16 protein-coding genes are annotated in these 18,086 nt (G+C 62.3%); 4 read left to right on the top strand and 12 right to left on the bottom strand.

The window, feature by feature from the left end:
- Positions 1 to 15: 15 nt before the first annotated feature.
- A complete protein-coding gene (locus GUY30_RS01275) occupies positions 16 to 1,701 on the bottom strand; it encodes an amidohydrolase (RefSeq protein WP_167193433.1) in 1,686 nt (561 codons plus the stop codon).
- A gap of 41 nt (positions 1,702 to 1,742) precedes the next feature.
- Entirely contained in the window at positions 1,743 to 3,242 is a 1,500-nt protein-coding gene (locus GUY30_RS01270; protein WP_167193431.1) for a peptide MFS transporter, read from the bottom strand.
- A 396-nt stretch (positions 3,243 to 3,638) separates the two neighbouring features.
- Between GUY30_RS01270 and GUY30_RS01265 the strand changes: the two genes are divergently transcribed.
- Both GUY30_RS01265 and GUY30_RS01260 read left to right on the top strand, forming a co-directional pair.
- Positions 3,639 to 4,073 carry a (deoxy)nucleoside triphosphate pyrophosphohydrolase gene (locus GUY30_RS01265; protein WP_167193429.1) on the top strand — a complete coding sequence of 145 codons (435 nt, stop codon included), beginning with the start codon at positions 3,639 to 3,641 and terminating at the stop codon, positions 4,071 to 4,073.
- Positions 4,074 to 4,090: 17 nt separating this feature from the next.
- Positions 4,091 to 4,996, top strand: coding sequence for an HNH endonuclease (locus GUY30_RS01260; protein WP_167193428.1), 906 nt, complete (start codon positions 4,091 to 4,093; stop codon positions 4,994 to 4,996).
- Positions 4,997 to 5,056: 60 nt separating this feature from the next.
- On the opposite strand, the gene GUY30_RS01255 is transcribed toward GUY30_RS01260, so the two are convergent.
- From GUY30_RS01255 to GUY30_RS01230, 6 genes are all read right to left on the bottom strand, one after another.
- Positions 5,057 to 6,262, bottom strand: coding sequence for a CoA transferase (locus GUY30_RS01255; protein WP_167193426.1), 1,206 nt, complete (start codon positions 6,260 to 6,262; stop codon positions 5,057 to 5,059).
- Positions 6,263 to 6,273: 11 nt separating this feature from the next.
- Positions 6,274 to 7,131, bottom strand: a complete 858-nt coding sequence (locus GUY30_RS01250) for an HTD2 family dehydratase (protein ID WP_167193424.1) — start codon at positions 7,129 to 7,131, stop codon at positions 6,274 to 6,276.
- 113 nt (positions 7,132 to 7,244) lie between these two features.
- A complete protein-coding gene (locus tag GUY30_RS01245; RefSeq protein ID WP_167193422.1) occupies positions 7,245 to 8,420 on the bottom strand; it encodes an acyl-CoA dehydrogenase family protein in 1,176 nt (391 codons plus the stop codon).
- A gap of 42 nt (positions 8,421 to 8,462) precedes the next feature.
- Positions 8,463 to 10,175, bottom strand: coding sequence for an AMP-binding protein (locus GUY30_RS01240; RefSeq protein ID WP_167193420.1), 1,713 nt, complete (start codon positions 10,173 to 10,175; stop codon positions 8,463 to 8,465).
- 33 nt (positions 10,176 to 10,208) lie between these two features.
- Entirely contained in the window at positions 10,209 to 11,105 is an 897-nt protein-coding gene (locus GUY30_RS01235) for an alpha/beta fold hydrolase (protein ID WP_167193418.1), read from the bottom strand.
- A gap of 1 nt (position 11,106) precedes the next feature.
- Complete coding sequence (locus GUY30_RS01230) at positions 11,107 to 11,871, bottom strand: hypothetical protein (RefSeq protein WP_167193416.1); 765 nt, start codon at positions 11,869 to 11,871, stop codon at positions 11,107 to 11,109.
- Between the two features lie 59 nt (positions 11,872 to 11,930).
- Here GUY30_RS01230 and GUY30_RS01225 point away from each other — a divergent pair, with 59 nt between their 5' ends.
- Positions 11,931 to 12,569: a TetR/AcrR family transcriptional regulator gene (locus GUY30_RS01225; protein ID WP_167193414.1), complete on the top strand. Its 639-nt coding sequence runs from the start codon at positions 11,931 to 11,933 to the stop codon at positions 12,567 to 12,569.
- A 2-nt stretch (positions 12,570 to 12,571) separates the two neighbouring features.
- Here the strand turns inward: GUY30_RS01225 and GUY30_RS01220 are convergent, their stop codons facing one another.
- On the bottom strand, positions 12,572 to 13,081 hold the full coding sequence (locus tag GUY30_RS01220) for a nuclear transport factor 2 family protein (RefSeq protein ID WP_167193412.1): 510 nt from the start codon (positions 13,079 to 13,081) through the stop codon (positions 12,572 to 12,574).
- Positions 13,074 to 14,537 (bottom strand): MFS transporter, encoded by a 1,464-nt coding sequence (locus GUY30_RS01215; protein ID WP_208091461.1) that lies wholly within the window; start codon positions 14,535 to 14,537, stop codon positions 13,074 to 13,076. Before GUY30_RS01215 ends, GUY30_RS01220 begins: the two co-directional genes overlap by 8 nt.
- A gap of 113 nt (positions 14,538 to 14,650) precedes the next feature.
- On the opposite strand from GUY30_RS01215, the gene GUY30_RS01210 reads away from it, so the two are divergent.
- On the top strand, positions 14,651 to 15,121 hold the full coding sequence (locus tag GUY30_RS01210; protein ID WP_167193410.1) for a MaoC/PaaZ C-terminal domain-containing protein: 471 nt from the start codon (positions 14,651 to 14,653) through the stop codon (positions 15,119 to 15,121).
- Positions 15,122 to 15,141: 20 nt separating this feature from the next.
- Here the strand turns inward: GUY30_RS01210 and GUY30_RS01205 are convergent, their stop codons facing one another.
- Both GUY30_RS01205 and GUY30_RS01200 read right to left on the bottom strand, forming a co-directional pair.
- A complete protein-coding gene (locus tag GUY30_RS01205; protein WP_167193408.1) occupies positions 15,142 to 16,290 on the bottom strand; it encodes an acyl-CoA dehydrogenase family protein in 1,149 nt (382 codons plus the stop codon).
- 48 nt (positions 16,291 to 16,338) lie between these two features.
- Positions 16,339 to 18,081: a FumA C-terminus/TtdB family hydratase beta subunit gene (locus GUY30_RS01200; RefSeq protein ID WP_407645293.1), complete on the bottom strand. Its 1,743-nt coding sequence runs from the start codon at positions 18,079 to 18,081 to the stop codon at positions 16,339 to 16,341.
- Positions 18,082 to 18,086 lie beyond the last annotated feature (5 nt).

The raw sequence follows: 18,086 nt of genomic DNA, 5'->3' as shown, positions 1-18,086 counted from the left end.
AAGTCAATCACGACTTCATACGATCGCTCTACTGCGCTCGTAGACGTGTTCCCCTGCGGCGACCGTCAATAGAACTTGGAGGTCCCCCAGATCGTCGGTTTCGACCTCAAATGGGTCCCTATCAAGGATCACGAAGTCTGCTGACTTTCCCACCTCAATGCTGCCGGAGACATCGTCATAGCCGTTCGCATAGGCCGAATCAATCGTGTAGGCCCGGAGCGCCTCGGCGGGGGTGATTCGTTCGTCAGGAAGCAGTGGCTCGTTCTGTGCGACATCGTCCTGACCGTGAGGGTCATTGTGCGGAGCCGTGCGATTGACTGCCACGTGCATACCCCAAATTGGATCGGGGCTCGAGACTGGCCAGTCGCTGCCGAAGGAGAGCCGGACACCTGCATCTCTCATCGAGGCGAAGGTGAAGTGATGGGACTGCTGATCCTCATGCAGCAGAGGCAGTTTGGTGTCGACGAGGACGGAGTCACGCCTTGCCCATAACGGCTGTACATTGGCGATGATTCCGGCTTCAGCCATCCGGACCAGTTCTGCCGGGTCGGCGATGTCGAGATGGGCAATCTGATGGCGCCGCTCCGCCGCCGGCCCACCGTTCTTGGACAAGGCGTCAACGGCCAACTTGACGGCGTTGTCTCCCACGGCATGGATGTGTACGTCGAAGTCGTTCGCTTCGAGACCACTAACGATCTCGTTGAGTTCCTCGGCTTCAAACATCAGTAAGCCATGCTCGTGATCGTGGCCCCGGTAAGAGCGCTTGAGCGCGCCAGTGAGGTTCTCGCAGACTCCGTCGAGCATGATCTTGACGACCGTGGACTGCAAACCGCCGCGGCGTCGATTACCGTCAACGCCCTGGATTGCAGCGCGTCGTTCCTTGATGGTCTCGATTTGTCGGGCATATGGCACCGTACGGTCCCACCACAGTGCAGCCGTAACTTTGCTGGCGAAGCCACCGTGCTCGGCGATCGAGATATACGGGTGGAACGTGTCGACCGGTGAACCTGTGAGGACACCGACTCCGGCGTCCTGCCATCCAACGATCCCCAGCGAATGGAAGTAGTCCTGCGAGTTGTAGAGCGCCCGTTCCACGTCAGCAGCGGTACTCGCTGGGAATAAGCCCGTGACAAGTTCGGCTGCAGCCTCGAGGAGCAACCCTGTCGGATTTCCCTCATCATCTTTGACGATGCGGCCGCCGTCGGGATCGGGGGTCTCCCGTGTAATCCCCGCAACCTCGAGAGCTCGGGTGTTGACCCAGGTGCCGTGCGCATCATGGCTGGTAATCGAAGCGGGACGGTCGCGGACGACAGAGTCGAGGTCCCGGCGATGTGGAAAGCCGTCAGTGAAGACGTCCCCGTACCAACCAGATCCGAGCACCCAGTCATCGTCTGGATTCTCGGCAGCGTATTTGGCGATGCGGTCGAGATACGGCCTGTAACCATGGATGTCGTCGAGGTTGCACTCGACCATGCTCAATCCGCCGAGCACGGGGTGGGCATGGGCGTCGTGGAATCCTGGGACCATAGTTTGGCCGTTGAGCTCGACAATCTCTGTGTCGGGGCCGGTCACTGCCGCGCAGTCGATCTCACCAACGGCGATGATCGTTCCGTCGTGGACGGCAACGGCATCCGTGGCCGGCATCCTGGGATCCAGGGTATGAACGACTTCGGCTCGATAGATACGGTCGGCGAGAGGCATGGGGCGCTCCTTCGATGTGGGTCAGAAGAATGGTTGAAGAGTCAGGCGACACCGAGACGACGCAGCGGACCGCGTAGGCAATAGAGAAATACGGCGGTGACCAGGCTGATAGCAGTCATAAGTGTGAAGAACCCGACTTCGCTGGTTCCCGAGTACAGCTGGCCCATAAAGCCGGAAAGGCTGGCTCCGGCGGCGGTAGTCAGCCCCCACAGGGCCATCATCTGCGAGTTAAAGGCAACTGGGGACAGTTGGGAGGCCACGGACATACCAATCGGAGCGTACATCACCTCGGTGATTCCCATGACAATCATGCCGATGATGACCGGGATGAGTGGAATCCGGCCGGTGAAGATCAGTGGAAAGAGTGCGAATAGTCCAAACGTCAACGTCATGAGAACGAATCCTAGAGCGAGTTTCGAGATGGTGCTCGGAACCTTGCGATTGGGTCGGGCGGCGAGTTTCTGTCCGTAAGCTGCGATCAGCGGTCCGGCGATGATGCCGGCGATGACTTCAAAGGTGCTGATGTAGGCGGCGGGCATCGAATAGCTGCCAATGCTCAAATTGACGCGGGTGTCGGCATAGACCGCAAAGGTGGTGAAAAGCTGAAGGATCATTGTCCAGAATATTGCACCGGTGATGAATAGCGGAATGAAGCCCTTGACTCTTTGCCGCTCATCGACTGTCACCTTCTTCGATTGGAGCATAACGACGAAATAGGCGACAGAGACTATAAGAATCGTCCCAAGTACGTAATTGTTGAGGTTGCCGGTTGACAAAAGTCCGGTGCTCACCAGGATGGCGATTACTGCGAGCAGCGCGACGCCAAACCCTAGAGCCTTCCATTTGCCTGACAGGCTAATTGGGTTGGGCACGATCTTTGACTCTTCTGGGACCGTGTGACGGCCGAGGAAGTAGGTGAAGAGGCCAATGGCCATTCCGATGGCTGCGGCCCCGAATCCATAGTGGAATCCGAACTCCGCCTGAAGGTAGCCGGTAGCCAGGGGACCGAGGAGCGCACCGATAAGGATGCCGGTGTAAAAGATCGCATACCCGGAATCTCGCCGAGGTGACTGTTCCTTATAAAGGCGACCGACCATGGCGTATGCGTTGGGTGTCAGTGCTCCGGTGCCGATGGTGATCAGCGCCAGACCAGTGAGAAGTCCAACAACGCCCGGGATGACCGCGAGGCTGATGTGACCGGCCATAATAATGACACCACCAGCCATCACCATCGTTCTAGCGGCGACAAGTCGGTCGGCAAACCACGCTCCGAGAGGCTGCCCGAGGTAGACGGCACCTCCGTAGGCACCGGTAATTGCCAATGCCTCGCCTTCGGTCAGGCCCAGCCCGCCGTCACCCGCGGAGTAATAGATGTAATAGGCGAGAATGACTTGGAGTCCGTAGAAGCTGAAGCGCTCCCACATCTCGATCGCTGAAAGGGTGAATAGACCGATCGGCTGCTTAACCCTAGTCGTTACTGACTGTTCGGCGCCGGGGCTTTCGGCAGCACCAGCGGCATCGACTGTCTGGAATTCGGACATGACTTCCTCGGCATGTTGGGTGCTCTGACGAGCAGTTTTAGCGCGCGAACAGTCGCCGTTTACCAATAGGTAGGCGAGTGTGGCTATGACATTTTTGAGCCTAGTTACGCTCGCACTCGAGTTCCAACAGCGGTTCTAGATGGTCGCTGTCTGAAATTCAGATGGCGGGCAATGGCGAAAAACCGAGACTGAGCTCGACGCGTCTGGTTCTCGCCCATTTCCGGAGAAGCACCCTCCCGGTCATCGACTTCGACAACAATACGACTGAATGCGGTCAAAAGATTCAGTTACCGTCGGCGCAGAGCCCAAATTTACACCGCAACATTTCAGTGAGAATCGGGCGAGTATATCGCTGCCACGGCCCCATGCAACGGCGGCCTGACATAACATGTAGTCATGGACGGGGCTCTCAAAGTCGTAGGCGCAGTCATCGAGCATCAAGGTGAATTTCTTGTGTGTAGACGCCGCGCTGGGAAGTCCGAAGGTGGCAAATGGGAGTTTCCCGGCGGCAAGGTCGAGGCGAACGAATCTGCAGAGCAGGCGTTAGCGCGTGAACTCGCCGAAGAACTCAATGTTCACGACGCCGAAGTGCTCGATCTCGTCAAACGCCAAACTACAGAAAGCAATGGTCAGCTGATAGACCTCGCGTGCTACCGCGTTTCGACACGCTGTTCACCGACTAGAAGCACTGACCACGATGCGCTGAAATGGTGCCCCACAGACCAATTACCGGCTTTGGACTGGGCTCTCCCCGATCGGCCGATTGTCGATTCGCTAGTACAAAACAACATTCGTCCACATGGCCCATCTGAAGGGAGCATATCTTGTTAGACAGGGAGCCTTCAGGAATGAGGGAAGCAGCAATTGAGTGGCTACAGTTGCGAACAGACGGTGGCAACGAACCCTTGACGCGAGACGATATTCTCGACTTCCACTTCGCAGACGAAACTGTTCGCCTGCAGGCGCCCATGCAAGGCATTTGGAAGCCGCGGGGCTACCAGGCAGCTCTATCCTTTAGGACGGCGTACACCAAACCCGGAGAAAAGCCTCCCTACGAGGACGCCACCGGCAGTGATGGGCTATTCCGGTACAAGTGGCGCGGGACAGATCCAAATCACCCGGAAAACGTCGGCCTACGTGCGGCAATGAAGCTCCGCTTGCCTCTGATTTGGTTTCTCGGCGTTGCGATGAGCCCTGCAAGGTACCAGGTCATCGCCCCTGTCTATATCGTGGGCGAAGAGCCCGAGAAGCAACAGTTTGCATTCACTGCGGCGGAAGATGCTGCTACAGCATTTGAGCTCTCTGAATCTGCTCATGAGGTAGTCGCCCGCCGATATCTCCAGCGTATGGCAAAGGCAAGAGTGCATCAGCCAGCATTCAGGTCAATGGTTTTATCTGCATACGAAAACCGTTGCGCTATCTGCAACCTTGGTCATTCTGGCTTGCTTGACGCAGCTCATGTTGTCCCTGATCGAGATGAAAGAGGAATAGCTGCGGTTGATAACGGACTGGCCATGTGCAAAATCCATCATGCAGCTTTTGACGGCAACTTCCTCGGTGTTCACCCTGATTTTGTCGTCCACGTCCGTCATGACCTCCTAGAAGAAGTCGATGGTCCCATGCTCAAACATGGTCTGCAAGCGCTTCACGGCCGCAAATTGATGAAACTCCCTTTGCAGCGCAAGGAACGACCGAAACGTGAGTTCCTGGAGATCAAATTTGACGAATTTCAGAAGGCGACCTTAAGGCGTTAAAACTGACAAACTCGAACCGCAATCCTCAAACCACCTGACTCAACGGTTAGTTCGCGGACTTCACGAATCGATCGTTGCAGAACTTCGCAGACCGGCGAGTTCGTTAGATGCAAGACCCAGCACGTCCGCGAGCACATCCTCGGTGCTGCCGCCCAACGCAGGAGCCGGTGCAGCGTCCGCTACCGGTGTTCCTCCGAACGTCAACGGCACACGCGGCGCCAGCACCCGTCCGACGCCCTGTTGATCGATCTCGGTCAGCAGCGGGTTCTCCGTCGAACACCGAGGGTCGCTGGTGACAAGCTCTTCGAACGTCTGGAACCCGCCGACGAGCACTCCCGCATCGGCGAGCAGCCTCGTCGCCTCCTCCGAACTATGTTGGGCGAACCACGGACGCACGACCGCGTCGATGGCCTCGCGTGCTTCGAACCGACCGCCTTCGGTCGACAAGTCCACGTCGAGCAGAGGACCGATCATCTCGAGCTTCTCGCTCAGACCGGTCGCCTTCCCCAGACCCCGCCAGTGCTTGTTCGAGATGACAGCGACCATCACCTGACGCCCATCCGCGCACTCGAACGACTGACCATAGGCACCGTAGAGACCGTTGCCCAAGGCCCCACGGGTCTTGCCCGTCGCTTGCACCTCGGCGATATAGCCAAGATTGCCGACTGTCGCGAGCATGACATCAGACAGCGCCAGCGTGATCTCCTGGCCCTTGCCCGAGGTACGACGATCCAACTCGGCGGCCATGATCCCGTTGGATATATAGAGCCCCGCAGCAACGTCCCATGCCGGCACCGCATTATTCACTGGGCGCTCGTCATCACCGGTGATGATCGGGAACCCGCTGGCCGCATTCACCGTGTAATCCACTGCCGGGGAACCGTCATGCCACCCGCCTAGGCGGAGCATGACGAGATCTTCGCGATGCTGCTTGAGATTCTCATAGCTCAACCATCCGCGGGCCGGAAGATTCGTGATGAGCGTGCCCGCCTCGGCGATGAGGTCGGTGGCGATCTTCTGCCCTTCCTCGGACTTCAGATCCAGCGTGACTGAACGCTTCCCCTTGTTCAGAGACGCCCAATAGATTGAGGTGCCGTCATCGCTGATCGGCCACCGGTTCGCATCGATGTTCCCGCCGATCGGGTCGATGCGAATGACGTCGGCGCCGAGCTGAGCGAGGGTCATCGCACCCAAGGGGGCTGCGACGAATGCAGAGATCTCGACGATCTTGAGGCCGGTCAGGGGTGCCGGGCGGGTGTCGGACATAGTGGTGCTCCTCAGCTCTTAGTCGTCACAGTGGCAGCAATCGCGGTCTTCCCACCTGGGGCGATGGCTCGCAGCTCGTGCACGCCGGGCTCGGTGTCTCTGCCGACGAGGTGGATCTGCTCATTCGCGAACAACGGGGACTTCGCGGTGAATCGATAACCGGTCACGGACGCCTCGGGATGGGTGGACATGAACGCGTCGAGCAGCAGCGTCGCGGTCAACGGCCCGTGTGTGACGAGGCCGGGGTAGCCTTCCACCTCGGTGACATACGGGTGGTCATAGTGGATGCGGTGGGAGTTGAACGTCAGCGCCGAATAACGGAAGAGCATGACTTCGTTCGGCCTGACCGTACGCGTCCAATCCCAGCCTTCCGGGACCGCGCTGTCCGCACGTGGGGGCTTCGTCGCCGATCCCTCCGGTACCGAGTTGGCTTCCCGGTAGACGATTGTGTGCCGATCCGTCGTGGCAGGCTTCCCGTCAGCAGTGAGCTCGTGACGAAGCACGACGAAACACAACGGGCCGGTGCTGCCGGTCTTCTCCGTGATCGAGTCGATCGTCGTCGTCCGCTCAATCGTCTGCCCGGGTAGAATCGAAGCGTGGAAGGTCAGGTCGCTGCCGGCCCACATCCGCCTGGGCAGGGGCACCGGGGGCATGAACCCACCGAGCGCGGCATGCCCGTCGGCGCCGAGGTCACTCATCGGCACATCATCTTCAGAGAAGTGCAGCCAGTGCCCCATTGGGAACAGCGGCGACGCCGGGTCACCGTCATGGCCGAGCAGTGTCGCCAGGCGTGCGGCCCGTTCCCCATCGGCGATCTCAGTGGCGGTGGCACTGCGGCCGACCCAGTCTTGGAGGTTCGTCTCACTCATCGCAGTCAAGTTCCTATCATCAGTTCGTTAATGCGCCCACAACCTGCCAATTACTACCCGACGGCGGCGCAGATACCTGGCGCCAGGTTGCTGGGCCGCCGTCAGGTAGTAATTCAGCGGCCGAGGAGTTCGTCAGAGATGATGCGCATCTGGATCTCCGACGAGCCCTCGAAGATCTTCGTCAACCGCGCATCCCTCCAGTGGCGCTCGACGGCGAAGTCCTTCGTGTATCCGGCACCACCGTGGATCTGCAGCGCCTCCGAGGTGACCTTCTCGCTCATCTCTCCGGCCAGGTACTTCACCATCGCCGCTTCCTTGTCACAGCGACGACCCGAATCGATCTCCGTGCACACGTGGTACATCAGCTGCCGGCACGCCTCGATCTGAGCGGCCATGTCCGCGACCTTGAACCTCAGATGCTGGAAGTCCGCGAGCGGGTGCCCGAACTGCTCCCGCTCTTTGAGGTACTTCACCGAGTCCTCGAGCGCCGCCTGCGCCAACCCGATCGACCGCGCAGCCGTGTGCGCACGCCCGACCTCGAGGCCGGACACCGCCTGGTAGAACCCGCGGCCTTCCTCACCGAGGACGGCATCAGCAGGCAGGACGAAGTTATCGAACGACAGCTCCCACGTCTTCCACCCGTGATACCCGATCTTCTTCGCCGGCGCCCCGGAGATCCCCTCGGGGAAGGTGCCACGTTCCTTCTCGACGAGGAACACCGAGATCCCGCGGTGCCGCTTCTCCTCCACCGAGGTGCGGGCGAAGAGGACGATATAGTCGGCCTGATCGGCATACGTGCACCACATCTTCGTGCCGTTGATGACCCAATCACCATCGGCATTACGTTCGGCCTTGCACCGCAGGTTCGCCACATCCGACCCGGCTTCGGCCTCGGAGAGGGCGAAGGCCCCGAGGTACTCACCACTGGCAACCTTCGGCAACAGCCTCGCTTCCTGCTCGGGCGAGAATCCGCCACCCATGCCGTTGCCACGAGCCAACAGACCGGCCACCGACATCCAGGCACGGGAGAGTTCCTCGGCCACGAGGCAGTACTCGAACACGCCGAGCCCCAGCCCGCCGTATTCCTCGGGGATGAGGATGCCGAAGAACCCCATCTCCGCCATCTGTTTGACCATCGAATCCGGGAACTGCCCTTCAACAGGGTCGAGCTCGTTGGCGATCGGCAGGACGACATCACGGGCGAACTCACGGGCGAGCGCCTGGATCTCGAGGCGCTCCTCGGTCATCATGTGCGGAGTGTCCGGACGCGGACGCGGCTTATGAGTCATCTTCTGCCCTTTCTGGGGTCTTCATGTCTTCTTCGATTCGTATCACTGTCCGACCACCGCCGGCTGAGCCGCCCATTCTCGAAGGACGGCGGTTTTGATCTTCGAGCCGTTCGTTCCCGCGGTGACGGGCATGGTTTCAACCAGGCGGACCTCGGTCGGGACCTTGAAGCTGGCGAGCTGCTGCCGGCAGTACTGCCGGATGTCCTCAGGTTCGGGAGTAGTTCCGGGCACTGGCTGAATGAAAGCGACGACTTCGGGCTCGCCGACGTCGCTGCTGCGCCCGACGACCTTGACCAACTCGATGTTCGGATGGGTAATGAGGTGCAGCTCGATCTCTGCGGGATCGACGAGGAACCCCCGCAGACGGATGACGTCACCCATTCGGCAGACGTATTCGAAGGCTTCGGGCCCGTGAGCGCGCCCGAGGTCCCCCGTCTGGAACCATCCGTCGGAGGTGAAGTTCTTCCTTCCTTCTCCCTGATCACCGAGGTAGTGGTCGACGACGTTGGGACCCCGGAGTTGGACTTCACCTTCCGAGCCTTCGGACACAGGCTGGTCCGTGACCGGATCGGCGATGCGGTATTCGTAGCGAGGGTCGACGAGGCGACCGCCTCCCGAGTACCGCAGCTCTTCCGGGGTGTCGTTCGGCCAGAACGAAGTGAGTGCGAAGACTTCGGAGGATCCGTAGACGCCGACGGTGCGGGTGCCGAACTGTTCGGCCGCCCATTCGGCGATGTCGGCGGACATTCCTTGGAAATCGGCCACGCCTGCCCATCGCCACGATTCGAGTTTCGTGCCCGTGTCTTCGCAGACCTTGCGCACTCGGGAGAGCATGTCGTCGGCTCCGACGAAGTGTGAGCCGGAGAAGGTGCTCCAGGCCCGGACGAGTTCTTGTTCGTCGAAGACCGGGTGAAGGAGGACTGCCGCTCCGCCGAAGAGTGCCCCCATTCCCGCCGAGTATCCGAAGACGCCCGAGTACGGGAGGGGTTCGACGAGGACGTCACCGGTGGTGAAGCCGATTCGAGAGGCGACCTGCTGGGAATGAGTGATGACGGCGGACTCCCGGTGAGCCGCGAGCTTCGGCATCCCCGTGGAGCCGGAAGTCGTGAAAGCAACCGACAGCCGGGATTCTTCGGGTGCGGCCGCGGCGAATGAAGTCGCTGCCTGATCGATGGTTGACGACTCTGCGGGGACGAGCACCGCCCCGGCGCCGAGGTCGTAGTCCGCGATCGTGGGTTCGCTCGCGGCTCCCGGCACCGCCCAGACGAATGCCTTCGGCGGGGTGAACGGCTTCCCCGGTGAACGGTCCTGCTGTGCGGCAGTTTCCTGGTCCACCTCGGCGATGGCCTTCCGTGCGGTAGCGAGGAAGTCGAGATTGCGGAATCCGTGGGCCACGACGAGCACCTGCGGACGGGCCTTGGTGAGGACGTGCCCCACCTCGGCGACGTTGTAGCGGGTGTTCACCCCGATCACGTGCGCACCGAGCGCGGAAGCCGCGAACTGCCACGCATAGGTGTCGGACCAGCTTGGCAGCCAGACCGCGATGCAGTCGTTCGGGCCGACACCGTGCTCGGCGAGCAGATCGGCCAACTCGTTGGTGCGGGCCAGCAGATCCGAGACGCTGATGCGCACGTGCCCGGACTCGGTGGTTTCACGGCCGGCACCGGTCGGCAGCGGGTCGATGAGGGCCGTCCGTTGCGGGTCGGTTTCCGCCCAGGTTTTCAGATGACCATAGAGAGTGGCGGGTGAATTCATGAGCGGGCGGCCTCCAATTCTTCGGTCTTTCGGTCAGCGTTGCAGGCATCGGCACTGCCGGAATCGGGAAGATCGGTATCGGCACCGCGAGTGCCAGCACTGCGCACCCCAGGAGTCGACCGCCTCGGCGAAGTCCGACATCTCCTCCATCGGATAGTGCCCGATTCCCGGCAGGAGGACGAAGGTGCCTCGGGGGATGGCCTCCGCGTCATGGCGGATCGCTGCGGTGTCGATCCACAGGTCGTCCTCACCGGCGACGAGCACCGTCGGGCAGACGACACCAGGCAGGCCCTCGCTGACGTCGTGGCGCCCCCAGCCGATGAGATCCGAGTTCGACACGATCGGGTCCTCCCTGCAGTGCATGCGGGCGATGAGCTCTCGCCGCTCCTCGTCGATCGCCGAGCCGACGACGGCTCGCGTCCCCCAGTAGGTGCGATCGCCGCGAGACGGCGTCGAGATGTCGACGAGCTCACGCGTCAGTCCTCGCAGCGAGACGTGGCCGGGACGGGATCCGGCGGCCATGGCGATGGCCGCGATGATGCGGTCACCGGCGCGCACGGCCAGGTCGATCGTGATCTTGCCGCCGATCGAGCACCCGACGGCGACGAACCGGTCGATCCCGAGCTGATCGAGCACGTCAAGACCGAATCGCGCGTACTCACCGAGGTCGGTCACCGGGCCATTCTTCACCGGCTCCGTGCGGCCGTGTCCGGGCAGGTCGGGAACAATGACCCGGTAGCCGAGGGCGGCGAGGTCCGCCGCCACATGACGGTACTGGACTCCGGACTGACCTGCGGTGTGAACAGCGAGCAGCGGCGTCGCGTCGATGTCGCCCCAGTCCTCGACGAAGGCGATGCGGTCGTCGATGATCAGCTGGTGAGCGCGGAGGGTCGTCGCTGCCGGAGCGTTCGTGTGGTTCAGTGTCGTCATCTCAGGCCACCTGCAGATTCTTGTCGAGGACGGATTCGGAGCCGACATAGCCGGCTGTGACAGCCATGGCTCGAGCGTGGTCGATGATGCGCATGAGTGCGCTGGTCATGCGCAGGTACTCGTACCCGGATCCTGAGGAGCGCATCTTCCCGCTCATCGCGGTCTCCATGAAGCGGTTGCGCTCTGCGGTCATGAGGTCGATGAAGACGTCGCCGGGGATGGAGAGCACGAAGGCGGCGCCGAGGATGGAGCGGGAGACGACTTCGAGCACCTGACCGCGGTAGCCCCGGATGTGTACGGGGCGACCGCCGATGGAGATGCCGATCGTTCCGTCGTAAGCCTCGATGAGTGTGGAGAACTCGGAGTCCTCGCGCAGCCGATCGCGCAATGCGCTGTTCCAGCCGGCACTGCCGGGGCAGAGCAGATCGGACACGTCGTCGCTGTTGTCGATGGCTTCAGCGAAGGCGAAACGCACCGAGGCGGAACAGGCGGCGTCCGCTTCGAGGTGGGCTGTCACCTCGGTCCGCAGCTCCCGCCCCTTTTGAGGCAGGACAGCCGTCACCACTGCTGAGGGGGAGATGAGTTCGCCGTCGTCGGTCTGGACCGTGCCATTGGTATCCAGCTCGGCGGAGACCAGTCGGACCGACTGCCCCAGCTCCTGACCGATCGCCTCGGCAACGGAGTCGGCCAGTGCCAGCGGACTGGCTGCGGCCAGTGCGTCAGCATTCACGAGCAGTCTATGGCCCGGTTTGAGCGGGGTGGTCATGACAGTTCCTTCCAGGTGTGCTTATGAGAGCGCGTGAACTTATGAGTAGATTGGTGCCCATGGAGGACACCCCAGCCAACGCGAGCCGGCGGCGAGCAGCGCCGAGATTCATCGACCGTGACACGGTTGTCCACGCTGCCCTCGAGGTGTTCTCCGCCCAGGGTTTCCACGGCGCATCGACGCGGCAGATCGCGAAGGCGGCGGGCACCTCCCTGTCGAATCTCTACAATTACTTCGGATCCAAGAGCGAGATCCTCGAGTTCGTGCTCGAAGAGACAGCGCGAACGCTGGCCGATTCGCTCGAGGAAGCGGTCGGCGCAGCGGGAACGGACCCGTTGTCGAGGCTCGAGGCCGCGGTGCGTGCCTACGTCGATTTCATCGTGGCCCAGCCCCGCGCCTCGGTGGTGGGCATCACCGAGTTCCGCTACCTCGAAGGGGAGAACCGCGCCGAGGTGGTCACCGAAAGAGACAGGACGGAAGCGGTGTTCCAGGCAGCGATCGGTGACGGTGCTGCCGCAGGAGAGTGCGAGGTGCGCAATCTCGGCTCGGCGGTGCGCGGCGTCGTCACCCTCTGCAACTCGATGTCGACGTGGTACCGGCCCGACGGTGAGCTCTCGCCCGCCGAACTCGCCGATCTGCAGGTCGACCTCGTCTTCGGTCTGGTCCGTGCCGCCAAGCGGCCTGCTTCTTCCGACTGACATCATCCGAGCCGTTCGACCGTTCGGGCATCGGCCGCGTCGACGGCGGGCGGGAACGAGAATCGCGCCGCGTCCCATCCGGATTCGAGCGACGACCAGAAGAAGAACGAGACTCGACGCTCCTGGAAACGCCACCCGTGTGCCGTCCTGACCATCGTGTCTTCGTACCGACCGGCCGCGATCTGGGATTCGCCGTCGACGACGCAGGGCTGGAGCAGCCAGGTCGTTCCGGTCGCGGAGTCGCCGTCGAGCTCGACTGTCTCATTGGAGCTGAAGTGCCACCACGATGTCACGGTCGAGGAGTTGAGCTGTGGGAAGAACTCGAGCATTTCCGCACGGCCGCGTGCAGTGGACAGACCGATGAACGCGCCGTCCTTGGTGAACGTGTCGGCGAGGTCTTCCCAGCGACCGTCATCGAGTTCCTGACAGTACCGGGCGCGGAGCTGCCCGATCTCGTGGATGTCTTCGAGGCGAGTGATCCTCTCTTCGAGGGTCAGAGTCGTCTCAGGCATGTTCGGCCCCCTCCGCGGTTGTCGATTTCGAAGCCGCATCGAGCTTGCCTGCTTCCCGAAGTTCGCGTTCTTCGATGTCTGCGGCCGTCTCATGCAGGTTCGCCTGGAAGCGTTCCCTGATGGAGTACACGGCGACGAAGGTGATGACGGCCATCGCGATGATGTAGAGGGAGACGCTCGCCGAGGTGCCGGTCGCTTCGATGAGCGAGACCATGATCATCGGTGCGAGGCCACCGGCGAAGACGCTCGCCAGCTGATATCCGAGGGAGGCTCCGAAGTACCGGACATCGGCGGGGAACATCTCGGCGAACAGTGCTGCCTGAGGCCCGAACATCATGGCGTGCAGGGTGAGTCCGACGATGATGGCTGCCGCGACGAGGAACGGATTGCCGGTGTCGACGAGCCAGAAGAACGGGAACGCCCACACGGCCATGAGCACGGTGCCGAGCAGGAAGATCTTGCGGCGGCCGTGTCGGTCGGACCAGGCCCCGAAGTAGGGGATCGTGAAGATCTGAGTGGCGACTGCGAGGCAGACGATCATGATCATCGTCGTCTGAGAGAGCCCGACATTCGCGGTGCCGTAGGACAGCATTCCGGAGATCATGATGTAGAAGGTGCCGTTGACGACGAAGAATGCGCCGGCGGCCTGCAGGATCTGCTTCCAGTACAGCCGCAGGGCGCGCAGGAAGGAGACGCGAGGCATCTTCGTCCCGGCGGTTGCGGCCTCCGCCTTAGCCTGCATGGACTTGAAGACGGGGGTCTCTTCGATCTTCATCTGCACGAAGATTCCGACGGCGACGAGGAGGATGCCCGACAGGAACGGCACGCGCCAGCCCCACTCGATGAAGGCGCCTTCATCGACGAAGAGCAGGATACAGAGGAAGAAGGCATTGCCGATGATGATGCCGGCGACGGTGCCCAGCTGGATCAGGGATCCGTAGAAACCGCGACGCTTCAGCGGCGAATGCTCGGTCAACAGCAGCGTGGCGCCGCCCCATTGTGCGCCGACGCCGAGTCCTTGGACCAAGCGTGCGGTCACCAGGAGGATCGGCGCCCAGATTCCGATGGTCTCGTGGCTGGGCAGCAGTCCGATCGACGTTGTCGCGAGCCCCATGACGATCATCGAGGCGACGAGCGGTCCCTTGCGGCCGAACTTGTCGCCGAGAGCACCGGCGATGATGCCGCCGACGGGACGGGCGATGAAGCCCACCGCGAGGGTGCCGAACGAGGCGATGGTTCCCAAGGCTCCTTCGAGCGAGGGGAAGAAGACATGGCCGAAGACGAGCGCCGAGGCGGTCGAATAGATGAGGAAGTCGAACCACTCGAGCGCTGTGGCGATGACAGATGCGGCAGCGAGGCGGGTCATCTTGCCTTCGTCGGGTGTTTCGAGTTCGGTCGTGGTCATGCCGGACGTGGTCGCGTCAGGGCCGGTGGGCGAGTTGGGTGCTGATTGCATTATCACTCCTCATTGAGCAGGGAAGAACGTTCGTTCTTGTATGCTGAGTATGACAGAGGCGCTCCACCCAGGCAACAGGCGCCCGATTTCGGCCCCTGGCCCAGGAGGACTCCATGCCCGAGAAGCACACCACCGACAACAGCCTCTACTTCGAGGACCTCGAGGTCGGTCAGGTCTATCGGTCTCCCGCGCGAACGCTGACGGAAGCCGACCTCACAATGTTCTCGATGCTCTCGGGCGACTGGAACCAAGTCCATGCCGATGCCGAATACATGGAGGACCGAGGAGGACGGCTGTTGCACGGCGCCTTGGGAATCGCCGTCCTCACCGGGCTGATGGACCGGGCCGGCTGGTTCGCGCAATCGGCGATCGCCATGACCGGACTCGACGACTGGAAGTTCCTCACGCCGCTGCGTATCGGAGACACGGTGACTGTCGAGATGGAGATCGTGTCCTGCCGTAAGGTCTCCGCGGGCGACAAGGGTTTCGTCGACCGGCGCTTCACCCTGTTCAATCAGCACGGCGAGAAGGCGCAGGAGGGGAGATCCGGATTCCTCATCGAGCTGACACCTTCCACGCCGTGACCGAACAGGGCTGACGCCCCTCAGGCCTTGTTCCGGCCGATGAGCTGCTTGGCGATGACGTTCATCTGGATCTCGTTCGTGCCCTCGCCGACGATCATCAGCGGCGCATCCCGGTAGTAGCGCTCGACGTCGTATTCGGTGGAATATCCGTAACCGCCATGGACGCGGATGGCATCAAGGGCCACCTCGGCGGCCATCTCCGAGGCATAGAGCTTCGCCATTCCTGCCTCCATGTCCACACGCGCCCCCGAATCATAGGTGCGAGCGGCGTGGAGGACGAGCTGCCGGGCGGCCTCGAGCTTCGTCGCCATCATCGCGAGCTTGTTGCCCACGGCCTGGTGCTTCCAGATCGGCTTGCCCATCGACTCACGCTCCTGCGAGTACTTCACCGCGTCATCGAGGGCGGCCTGCGCGACACCGAGTGACCGGGAGGCGACCTGAATGCGGCCGATCTCAAGCCCCTTCATCATCTGTTTGAACCCGACGCCCTCGGCCTCGCCGAGCAGCTGCGACTGCGGCTGCCGCAGACCGTCGAAGGACAGTTCGCAGGTCTCGACGCCCTTGTACCCGAGCTTCGACAGATCCTGGGAGACCGTGAAACCTTCCCCCTTCTCCACGAGGATGATCGAGATGCCCTTGTGACGGGGTTCCGCCTCGGGGTCGGTCTTGCACAGCAGCGCAATGAGGTCGGATTTCCGGGCGTTCGTGATCCACGTCTTCGAGCCGTTGATGACGTAGTCGTCGCCGTCCTTCGTCGCGGTCGTGCGCATGGCCTGCAGATCGGATCCGCCGCCGGGTTCGGTCAGCGCCATCGTCGCCCGCAGCTCACCCGTGGCCATCCGCGGCAGGTACTTATCCTTCTGCTCATCGGTGCCATACTCCTGGAGCAGCTTCGCGACGACGGTGTGCCCGCCCATGGCACCGGCCAGGGACATCCACCCGCGCGCGAGCTCCTGAGTGATGAGCGCATACGCCTCGGTCGAGACCTTGCCCATCCCCCACGGCTCGTCGATGGCGAGCCCGTAGATGCCCATGTCCTTCATCGTCTGGATCCACGCTTCGGGGTATTCGTTCGCGTGCTCGACACGGTTGACGTCGGGTTTGACCTGCTCGTCGATGAACTCGGCGACCAGGTCGATCATCATCTGCTCTTCATTGCTCACTGCCATGGTGAAATCCTCAATTCCTTGATGCGCTGTGGTCGTCATTTGGAAAGTTCAGTCCAGTCGGGTGCCGTCACGCACCGTGCGGGTCCGGCCGAGGCCGAGCGTCGGCGGACCGGTGCTGTCGAAGAAGTCATTGCCCTTGTCGTCGGTGATGATGAACGCCGGGAAGTCTTCGACGTGGATCTTCCACACTGCCTCCATCCCGAGCTCCTCCATATCGAGGACCTCGACCGAGGTGATGCAGTCCTGGGCCAGCCGGGCGGCAGGGCCGCCGATCGATCCGAGGTAGAAGCCCCCGAATTCGGCGCAGGAGCTCTTCACCTGCGCAGACCGATTGCCCTTGCCGAGCATGATCATCGACCCGCCGGCCTCCTGGAACTGCCGCACATAGGTGTCCATCCGCGACGAGGTGGTCGGACCGAACGACCCCGAGGGCATCCCCTCGGGCGTCTTCGCCGGCCCCGCATAGTAGATCGGATGGTCTTTGAAATACTCGGGAAGCTCCCCACCGGCGTCGAGGCGGTCGCGCAGGTTCGCGTGCACGATGTCGCGGGCGACGATGACCGTTCCCGTCAGCGACACACGGTCGCCGACGGAGAGCCCGGACAGCTGCGCCTGCAGGTCCGGCATCGGTCGGTCGAGGTCGATGGCGGTGACATTGCCGGATTCGATCTCCTCGACCCGGCCCATCGCGGGCAGAAACCTCGCCGGATCGTGTTCGAGTTCTTCGATGAACACGCCGTCTGCGTTGATGCGGGCGATGATCTGCCGGTCGGCCGAACAGCTCACGGCGATCGCGATCGGCAGGGATCCGTTGTGCCGGGGCAGCCGGACGACGCGGACGTCGTGGCAGAAGTACTTGCCGCCGAACTGGGCACCGAATCCGAGGTTCTGGGTGAGTTCGAAGACGGTCTGCTCGAATTCCCGGTCCCGGAATCCGTGGCCCAATTCGGCGTCGCCGGTCTCCGGCAGATCATCGAGGTAGTGGGCACTGGCGAGCTTCGCGGTCTTGAGCGTGAACTCGGCCGACGGCCCGCCGATGACCACGGCCAGGTGATACGGCGGGCAGGCTGCGGTGCCGAGGGTGGAGATCTTCTCGGCGAGGAAGTCGAGCATTGCCTTCTCGTTGAGCACGGCCTTCGTCTCCTGGTAGAGGAAGGACTTGTTCGCGCTCCCTCCGCCCTTGGCCATGAACAGCAGCTCGTAGTCATCACGCGGGCTCAAGCCCAGCTCGATCTGGGCGGGCAAGTTGGTTCCCGTGTTCGTCTCCTCGAAGAGACTGAGCGGGGCGAGCTGTGAGTAGCGGAGGTTGAGCTCCTCATAGGCGCGGTGGATTCCGGCCGAGAGATGCTTGGCATCGTCACCGTCGGTGAGCACATTCGGGCCTCGCTTGGCCGAGACGATCGCGGTGCCCGTGTCCTGACACATCGGCAGGATCTCCCCGGCCGAGACCGCGGCGTTCTGCAGCAGGTCGAGGGCGACGAAGACATCGTTGTCACTGGCCTCGGGGTCATCGATGATTGCGCGCAGGCTCGCCAGGTGGTCGGTGCGCAGGTAGTGGGAGACCTCTTTGAAGGCCACCTCGGCGAGGTCGGTCAGCGTCGACGGTGCCACGTGGAGGAAGGAGCGGGACGCTCCGGCCACCTCGGCGTGGATCTGCTCGACTCCGGCGATGTCGAGCTGGCGCATCACCGGGCCGTCACCGTGCGTGGGCAGCAGAGGTGAGTAGGCGAAGTCATCGGCCCCCGCCGAGGCGGCCCCGCCGTCGGTCGGTTGTGCGGGTTCTTCATTCATCGCCG

Origin of the sequence: Brevibacterium pigmentatum (assembly GCF_011617465.1) — a bacterium.
Lineage (GTDB): Bacteria > Actinomycetota > Actinomycetes > Actinomycetales > Brevibacteriaceae > Brevibacterium > Brevibacterium pigmentatum.
Note: the sequence above shows the minus strand (reverse complement) of the source record. Positions and strands in the feature narration are given on the sequence as shown.